Source organism: Streptomyces corchorusii (assembly GCF_001514055.1).
In the GTDB taxonomy this organism is placed as follows: domain Bacteria; phylum Actinomycetota; class Actinomycetes; order Streptomycetales; family Streptomycetaceae; genus Streptomyces; species Streptomyces olivaceoviridis.
Window position 1 is genome coordinate 890,591 of sequence record NZ_KQ948351.1, and the last position, 8,760, is coordinate 899,350.

Sequence of the window (8,760 nt, forward strand, 5' to 3'; positions counted from 1 at the left end):
GGATCGTGAAGTCGTCGATGTACGGAGGAGAGGTCGCCGCTGTGCCTCCGACTCGCGGAGCCGATACGGGGACGCCCTCGCTGGACAGAGAGGCGCTCCTTTCCGGTCTGCGCCGGCAACTACGGATCCTGGAGACGGATCTCCGCGAGCGCAGCGACAACGTCGATCAGTATCGTGACCGGCTGCGGGGCGCATACGAGCAAGAGAGAGCCGAAGGTCGTACGGCCGCTATGTATGGCGCCTGGCGCGACGAACGCATCATGCAGGTTGCGGTGGCCTGGGTACTGGGCACGGTCTTCGTACGCTACTGCGAGGACAACGACTTGATCGCCAGGCCGTTCATCGCAGGGCCGGGAGGTCGCCTGGCAGAGGCGGAGGAACGGCAGCGCACGTACCTGGCGCAGCACGAGGAGGCTCAGGACCGGGACTGGCTGGTCGAGGCCGTCACGCACCTGGCGTGGTCCCACCCTGTGATGGACCGCATTTTCGACCGCGAGCACAGTCCCCTCTGGCAGCTGCCACCTTCTCCGCGGGCGGCGACCGGCTTGGTCGTATTCTGGCGGCAGCGAGACGAAGACGGTTCTCTCCGATTTGACTTCACCGACCCGCAACTCGACACCCGCTTCCTCGGGGACCTGTACCAGGACATCAGCGAGGGGGCGCGGCAGGCCTACGCGCTCGTCCAGACTCCTGAATTCATCGAGGAATTCATTCTGGACCTCACCGCGGATCCGGCTATCGCGAGTTTCGGCCTCAAGGGCTTTCGATCCATCGACCCGGCTTGCGGCTCGGGAGTGTTCCTCCTCGGACTCTTCGGACGGCTGCTGAACGCCTGGCGGACGGTTGAGCCCGGTACCACGGACGATGAGCTGATCCGCCGTGCCCTGAATTCGGTCCATGGCTGCGATGTGAATCCGTTCGCCGTGAACATCACGAGGTTCAGGCTGCTGATGGCCGCTGTGCAGGCGAGTGGTCGACGACGACTGCTGAGGCAGGTGCCGGGGTGGGAGGTCAACGTCGCGGCGGGGGACGCTCTATTGGAAGGCCGTGGCGCGCCCCGCGAGCTGCTCCACACGACCGGAGATGTTGCTGAATTCTCGGCCTCCTGTAACCTTCTCGGAGTGAATTCCTACCATGTCGTGGTGGGGGAGCCTCCATATATTTTCGTGTATGACGAGATGAGAAGAGCCGCTTACAGGGGAGCCTATGATGTTGCCGTTGGAGTATTTCCGCTTTCTCTCCTATTCGTGGAGCGCATGTTCCGGCTGGCGGTGAGCAAAAACGAAGTGACGCCCGGCGGGTATGTCGGGCAGTACACGTCCAGTTCCTTCACGAAGCGGGGCTTCGGTGAAAAACTGATCGAAGATTTCCTGCCCCGCGTCGGACTGACGCATGTCATCGACACCTCGGGCGCTTATGTGCCGGGCCATGGGACACCGACCCTGATTCTTGTCGGTCGCAATGACTCGACCATGCGTGATGCTCCAGTGCGGGCGCTGTTCAGTGTGCACGGCGAGCCCACGGAGCCGGAGCAACCGGCTCAAGCGGACCAGGGGATCGTGTGGCAGTCGATCCTCGCCCAGATCGACCGGCCCGGCAGTAGCTCAGAATGGGTGAGCGTCGAGGATGAACCCCGCCACCGTTTCAGCCGCTTCCCGTGGCCTATGGTGGGCGGCGGAGCAGCGGCTCTCATGGACCGGCTCTCGAGATCGCCTCGGCGGTTGACCGACGTACTTTCCGGGCCGGTCGGAGCGGGCTCCGCCCCGGGGGAGCTAGACGTCTTCGAGCTCGGCCGCCCGTGGTTCGACCGACACGCCGACGCGTCCGGGCTGGGCCTCGGCCTTGTCACGGGGGAAGTCGTGCGGGACTGGCGTGCTGAAGCAGCAACGGAAGTCCTGGCACCCTACGACGGGAACGGTTCACCGCTTCCCCTGAACCTCAGCAGCTCGTGGGGGCGCCACCTCTGGACGATGCGACAGGTCCTCCGCACGGCCTCCGGGCGGCGGGAATCCTCGCAGACCCGGCCCTGGTGGACCTGGCGACGCCGGCTCCCCGAGCGCCATCAGGGCCCGGTGATCACGTTTGCCGCAGTGGCCTCGCACAATCACTTCGCGCAGGCAGACGACGCTGAGGCGTTCAGCAGGACGGCCCCCGTACTGCGACTGCCGGCCGACGCGAGCGAGGACACGTACGTCGGTCTGCTCGGAGTCCTCAACTCGTCCACGGCATGTTTCTGGCTCAAGCAGACCAGCCCCGACAAGGGGAACGCCGGGGTGACCCTCTCCTCGGCGGGCAAGGAATGGGCACGTACGTACAGCTTTACGGCGAAGTCTCTTCTCCAGCTTCCGCTTCCCTCCGACGCCCCCCGAGCTCGCTCACGGGAACTGACCAGACTGGCCAGGCTTCTTGACGCTCAGCAGCCCAGCACCGTCTTTACGGATCGGCGCCCGCCCAGCCGGAAGGCTCTGAATGCCGCAAGAGCCGCATACGCACGGACCCGCCATGAGATGGTCGCCCTTCAGGAGGAACTGGACTGGGACGTCTACGCCTCGTATGGACTGCTGTCGGCCGATGAGCGAGCTCGTCTGATTACTTCGCCGGATTGCGAACTCCCCACGCTGAGGCCAGGGGAGCGCGCATTCGAGATCGTGTGGGCACGCAAGGTCGCCGAAGGGACGGCCTCGCCGTCCTGGCTCGAAGGGCCGTCCTGGTTCGATAGACACGAAGTCACACTGGTCACCGACGTCCCGAACCATTGGCCGGCGGCCTACCAGGACGTCGTACGGGCCAGGATCGATGCCATTGAGTCCCGTCAGGCGATCGCCCTCGTCGAGCGCGCTGAGTACAAGCGGCGATGGGCGACGGAGCCCTGGGAGAAGAGCGAAGAGCGAGCGCTGCGCACGTGGCTGCTCGACCGTTGCGAGGACGAACGACTGTGGTTCGAGGAGAAGAACGGCGACAGGCGTCCACGTCCCCGGACGATCGGGCAACTGGCACGGGAACTCGGTGACGATGCCAGGGTCCGTTCCGCAGCCGCGCTCTACGCGGCCGACCACCTGGGGCGGCGGGAGGGCACGCTCGCAGATGTGCTGGCCGCGATTTTGGACGGTGAGCAGGTCCCGTATGCGGCAGCGTTGAGGTACAAGGAGTCGGGACTGCGTAAGCGCGCGCAGTGGGAGCGGGTGTGGGAGCTTCAGCGCCGCGAGGACGAGACGGGCGAGGCGTTGGGGATCCCTGCTCCGCCCAAGTACGTGAGCGCCGATTTCCAGCGCGCGTCCTACTGGTCGATCCGAGGCAGGCTGGACATTCCCCGGGAACGCTTCATCTCCTACGCTGACGTTGTTGACGAAGGGGGCTGCCTGCTGCTCGGTTGGTCCGGCTGGAACGAAACCGATCGTGTTCGCGTTCTGCTGGATCTGGTCGGTGCCGTTGGTCGGCAACCAAATCCGAGTGTGTACCGGATTACCTCTCTCCTGGCCGGAGTACAGGAACTGCTCCGTTCCATGCGCCGATGGGAGATTCAGGAGTATTCAATGGGCAGGCTCGGGCAATTTGAGGTGTTCCAGCGCCACTTCGAAGACCTGCTCAGTGTGTATGGACTAACCACACACGACTTGACTTCCTGGCGGCCGCGTCGCTCCGCGCCCAAGCACCCCTGATGCCCTGTGCGCGCCTGGCCGGATCAGCACCCTCACCTTCCGTGACGGCATAAGGTCGCGCCGGGTGGCCATGCCTTGTACTGGCCGACGGGAACGGGGGACCACGGGATGACGGGGGCCGAACGGCACCATCTGGTTGCCGAGTTGATGCGTGCGGCTCGGCTGGAAGTCGCGGCGGAGCTGCGCAGCGACGGTGGCAACGGCCCGAAGGCGTCCCTGCGCGAGGGGCGCAGGACATCTGGGGCGGGTGAGGGTTACGAATACGAATTCGAGTGCAAGCGCTGGCCCGACGCCTTGAACGGAAAGCCCCTGCTGATCCGTGCCTCTCGGTCGCGAGGCAGCTGGGCGCCGGCCGAAGCCGCACCGCTTTCGGAGCAGAAGATCCGAGTCGTCACTGAGGCAGATCTGGGTCCGAATCCGGCTCAGGTACAGCTCAGAGTCGATGACTCTGCTACGTGGCGGGTCCTGGCGGAACGGCTGGCCACGGTCGGCGAGGAGGACCACCCGGTGCGACTGGAGAGCGCCGGCTGGATGATCGGACTGGGCAGTCCGAAGGTCGCGCATGATGCCGATCCCGGTCGCTGGGTGGCCAACTGGCCTTCGCTCAAGCTCAATTCGCGTCAACGTCAGGCCGTGGAGCAGGCCCTCGCCAGCGAGATCACCTTTCTGTGGGGGCCGCCTGGAACCGGCAAGACGGATGTGATCGCCCACATTGTCGAAGGCAGCTGCAGGCAGGGACTCAACGTCCTCTTCCTCGCCCCGACGAAGGTCGCGGTCGACCAGGCGCTTGAGCGGATCTGTGACCTGTTGGCCGGGGAGAACGGTTTTGGCGCCGGTCTGGTGCAGCGAGCCGGAGATGTCGACGTCGAGTCGCTGCGGGACCGATACGGCGAGTACGTAGAACCGGAGCGCATAGCCGCCCGCCTTTCCGAGCAGTTGCAGAGCCAGCTGACGGAATGGAACGCCACGCTGACTGCCGTCCGTGCAGGTATCGCGCTCTACGACCGGATACGGGGTCTGGAGGAGGGTCTCGCCACCGCCCGTACGGCTTATGAGAGGGCAGGCAAAGCTGCCCATAGCGCTCGTCAGGCATTCGATCAAGCGCAGATCGCGGCTGGGCAACTCGCACTTCGCATCAAGGACATGGGTCAACCGACAGGCTGGCGTGCCGAGCGGAAGCAGGCCAAGCTCGATGCCGCCCTCTCGGACTTCCAGGCGGCCGGACAGCAGGTTTCCGAGGCGAAGCGCGCTGAGAACGCGGCAGAGGCCGCACAGCGCAAGGCTCTCGCCGACATCACCCGCATCAGGGCGGACATCACACAGCTCACCCCTGGACTCACCGGATTGCCACCCCGCCCGGACCTGGTGAAGCAGGCCGACGCCGTGCAGCAGAGCATCGACGCGGCCGAGGCGGAGCTGCGCCGCATCACGGACGCCGTTCGCAGGAACTGCCGGGTTCTGGGAACCACCGTGGCCAAGGCAGTCCAGTCCCGTCCCCTACTTCAGCGCACTGATGTCGTAGTGATCGACGAAGCGGGCATGGTCGATCTGCCGTCCGCCTGGTACGTGGGCGGGCTGGCCGGCAAACGTGTCGTCGTTGCCGGGGACTTCCGGCAACTGCCAGCAATCACCAAGGCGGTCGAGGACCGAGCCGCGACTCCGGACGACAGGGCCCACGCCCGCCGCTGGTCGGCCACGGACGCCTTCCGCGCCGCCGGGTTGGTCAGCCCCGCGGGGACCGTCCTCCAGCAGCCTCGGCTCGTCGCACTCAACACCCAGTACCGCATGAGGCCGTCGATCTGTGCCCTCGTGAACGCGGTGGCCTATCCCGACGCCCCGCTGACCACCGGCCGGGACGACACCAGCCGCATCCCGTTCAACACCCTCGTCGATGCGCCGATCATGATGATCGATACCTCACGACACCGAGTTCCCGGCCCCAGCCACCTCAGCAATCCCGTGCACACCGCAGTCGTGCACGAACTCGTACGAGGACTCCAGTACGACGGCGTGCTGCCCGGCAGGAAATGGCAGAACGTCCCACCGGGTGAACGGGCGGCGGACCGTCTCGCGGTGATCACCCCCTACAAAGACCAGGTCAAGGCCCTCGGGCAGACCCTCACCGAACGCTTCGGAGCCGAGCACGAGGGCCTGGTCGCTACTGTGCACCGCTTCCAAGGCAGCCAGCGACCAGTGGTGGTGCTGGACACCGCGGCCGGTTCCGGGGACCGCCTCGGACGGTTCTACGAGGAGACGGGACTCGACTCGCAGACGTGCCGACTCCTGAACGTTGCTCTGAGCCGCGCGCAAGACCACCTGGTCGTGATTGCCGACGTGGAGTTTCTGCGCTTGAAGCTACCTGCGCGCAGCGAGGCGCGGGTGATGCTCGACCACTTGGAGGCGCACGCCCAGACCCTCTCCGTGGATCAGTTGATCCCGATCAGAAGCGCGGCAGACCTCGCCAAACTGCCCCAGGAAGAGCTGACTCGTCCGGCCTTCTTCCCCGCCGACCAGGTGGACCGCGCCGTGCGCTGGGACATCGAGCGAGCCGCAACCCGCATCGACATATACACCTTTCTGCTGTCGCCTACTCGGGTACGCCAGTGGGCGAAGCCCTTCGCTGAGCGAGCCGCAGCGGGCGTCGAGATCGTGATCCACACCCGCTCCCCACAGGAGCAGCGAGACCCGTCGAGGGCAGAACGGCACCAGAGCCTTATCGACCAGCTTAAGTCCTATGGATGCACGGTCACTTATCGTGAGCGCATGCACGAGAAGGTCTTCATGGTGGACGACACCGTGCTCTGGCACGGCTCTCTCAACTTGCTGGCGGCTATGGGTCCGACCGACCTGATGATGAGACTTGAAGATCCTGAGTCGTGCGCTCAGGCGCGGAAGGTGATGGAACAGGCGCGTATGGAGAGGTCGGTCTACCAGCCACGGAACGAATCACGGCGCACGAGGAAAGAGGGCCCCGGCGGCGGCAAGAATCCTGGCAAGGAAGAGGGAGTGGAGGTTGGAGCTGTGGTCTGGGGCCGTCTGTATCTGAACGTCCCCTACCGGTACAAGGACGAGGCCAAGTCGCAGCTCAATGCCAGTTGGGATGAAGACAACAAGCTCTGGTACGTAGACGCGGGCAGAACCTCCCGGGACAAGCTTCAGCGATGGCTGCGTCCCAAGCATTGATTGTTACGACAAGGGGGACTGCAGTCGACAGCTTCTGGCTCGGTCCAGTTACTGGTGCGTGTCGCAGGCAACGTTGCAGCAGCGGCTGCCGCCGAGCGTGTTCCCGTCGTCAATCAGCGGGTCACCTTTGGCTCGGGTGAACCCTACGCATCGACCCAGTGGTTCAGCGTTGTGTACGGGTCTGGAGCGCGCAATGAGTCTGCGCAGGCCAGGGCGCGTATTGACGGATCGTGCACTGTACTGCGCGTACAGCCCGACTCGTCTGCCGCTGCTCGCCGGTCGGTGGGTGGAGGTCCCGGAGGCGGTTGAGTCCTCGCCTCACCAGGATGCGGTGAACGGTCGCGGGCGTAGGTCGTCAGCGTGCCGCCGCAGCGCCTGCGAACCTTTCGATGGCCGCGGGGGTGACGGGGGTGAAGAAGTTGACCAGGTTGCCGTCGGGGTCACGGAACAGCAGCGAACGGTTGCCCCAGGGCATCGTGGTGGGCTTGGTGACGAAGTCGGTGACGAAGCCGGTCAGGTTGTCGTAAACGCTGTCCACGTCGTCGACGAGGAACTCGGTGATCACGCTGTGGTTGTCCGCCGGGCGGGCAGAGCCCGGGGCGAACAGCGGGACGGTGCGGGTGCTGCCGATCGCGAGGGTGGCGCCCGCGGTCCTGAGTTCGGCGAAGTCTTCGTTGGCCCACGTCGCCCGCGCCCCTGTGGCGCGCTCGTAGAACTCGACGAGGCGCGCTACGTCGCCGGTGATGATGCGGATCGAGACGAAGTCCATGGGAATCTCCTTGGCTGTGCTGGAGGCGTACGCGTCGCAGGCTAGGAGAAATAGCGGACAGAATCGGTCCTGTATTGGCGTTAGGCTGCGAACATGCCTCGACCCACCGGCCGCGTGCTGACCCTCCTGGAGCTGCTGCAATCGGGCGGCACCCGGACTGTGGCCGAGCTCGCCGACCGTCTCGGCGTCGAAGGACGCACTGTGCGGCGGTATGTGGACCAGCTGATCGACCTGGACGTGCCCGTGGAGTCGGTGCGCGGGCGCTACGGCGGGTACCGGCTGGCTCCCGGGTACCGCTTGCCTCCGCTCATGCTCAGCGACGACGAGGCGCTGGCCGTGCTGCTCGGCCTGGTCGCCGGTCGCCGGGCAGGGCTGACGACGACGGAGCGCACGGCGAACGAGACGGCGTCGGCGAAGATCCGGCGGGTGCTGCCCAAGCACATCGCCCGCCGGCTCGACACACTCCTGGAAGCTCTCGCCTTCACGGATCAGCCCGGCGAGTTCGACACCCCGGACGCCGGGGTCCTGCTCACCGTCGCCGATGCGGTGCGCCACCGCCGACCGGTCTCGATCCGCTACACCGACCGCGACGGACGGCCCAGCGAGCGCACGCTGCACGCGTACGGGATCGTCGCCCATGCGGGCCGGTGGTACGTCACGGGGAAGGACGCCCGGATCGGCGAGGACCGGACCTTCCGGCTCGATCACATCGCGGACGCGCGGACCCTGCCCGGCTCGTTCGAAGCGCCCGCGGGTCCCGCTCCCGCACAGCGCGTGTTGTCAGGATTCGCCACGGCCGGGTACCGGCATGAGGTGACCTTGCGGATCCACGGGACAGTCGAGCAGATCCGCGCCCACCTTCCCGCCAGCGTCGCCAGCCTGGAGGAGCACGAGCCCGCGGCCGGCGAGGACCGGGCGACCGAGCGCTGGCTGCGCGTCGAGCTGCGGGTGGAGCGGCTCGACTGGTTGCCTCCGGTACTCGCCTCACTCGGCCGGCCGTTCGTCATCGAGCGCCCCGACGAACTCCGCGACCTCGTCATCGGGCTCGCCGATCGCCTCACGTCCTGTGCCCGCCGAGCCTGACAGCGAGGAACCCATGCCATGAGATGGCCCGGCTAGAAGTCCTCGTCGAGGTCGACGGTGCCTTCG

The 8,760-nt window shown here is 66.1% G+C and carries 4 protein-coding genes; 3 read left to right on the forward strand and 1 reads right to left on the reverse strand.

Translation table 11 applies throughout. The features are described from left to right. Positions 1-5 precede the first annotated feature (5 nt). Together pglX and AQJ11_RS45320 are read left to right on the forward strand one after the other, a co-directional pair. Positions 6-3,659 carry a BREX-2 system adenine-specific DNA-methyltransferase PglX gene (gene pglX / locus AQJ11_RS04150; RefSeq protein ID WP_208616428.1) on the forward strand — a complete coding sequence of 1,218 codons (3,654 nt, stop codon included), beginning with the start codon at positions 6-8 and terminating at the stop codon, positions 3,657-3,659. Between the two features lie 108 nt (positions 3,660-3,767). Beyond that, positions 3,768-6,842, forward strand: a complete 3,075-nt coding sequence (locus AQJ11_RS45320) for an AAA domain-containing protein (protein WP_059261869.1) — start codon at positions 3,768-3,770, stop codon at positions 6,840-6,842. Between the two features lie 355 nt (positions 6,843-7,197). Here the strand turns inward: AQJ11_RS45320 and AQJ11_RS04160 are convergent, their stop codons facing one another. Then, a complete protein-coding gene (locus AQJ11_RS04160; RefSeq protein WP_059261870.1) occupies positions 7,198-7,611 on the reverse strand; it encodes a VOC family protein in 414 nt (137 codons plus the stop codon). A 93-nt stretch (positions 7,612-7,704) separates the two neighbouring features. Between AQJ11_RS04160 and AQJ11_RS04165 the strand changes: the two genes are divergently transcribed. Next, positions 7,705-8,694: a helix-turn-helix transcriptional regulator gene (locus AQJ11_RS04165; protein ID WP_059261871.1), complete on the forward strand. Its 990-nt coding sequence runs from the start codon at positions 7,705-7,707 to the stop codon at positions 8,692-8,694. Positions 8,695-8,760: the final 66 nt, after the last annotated feature.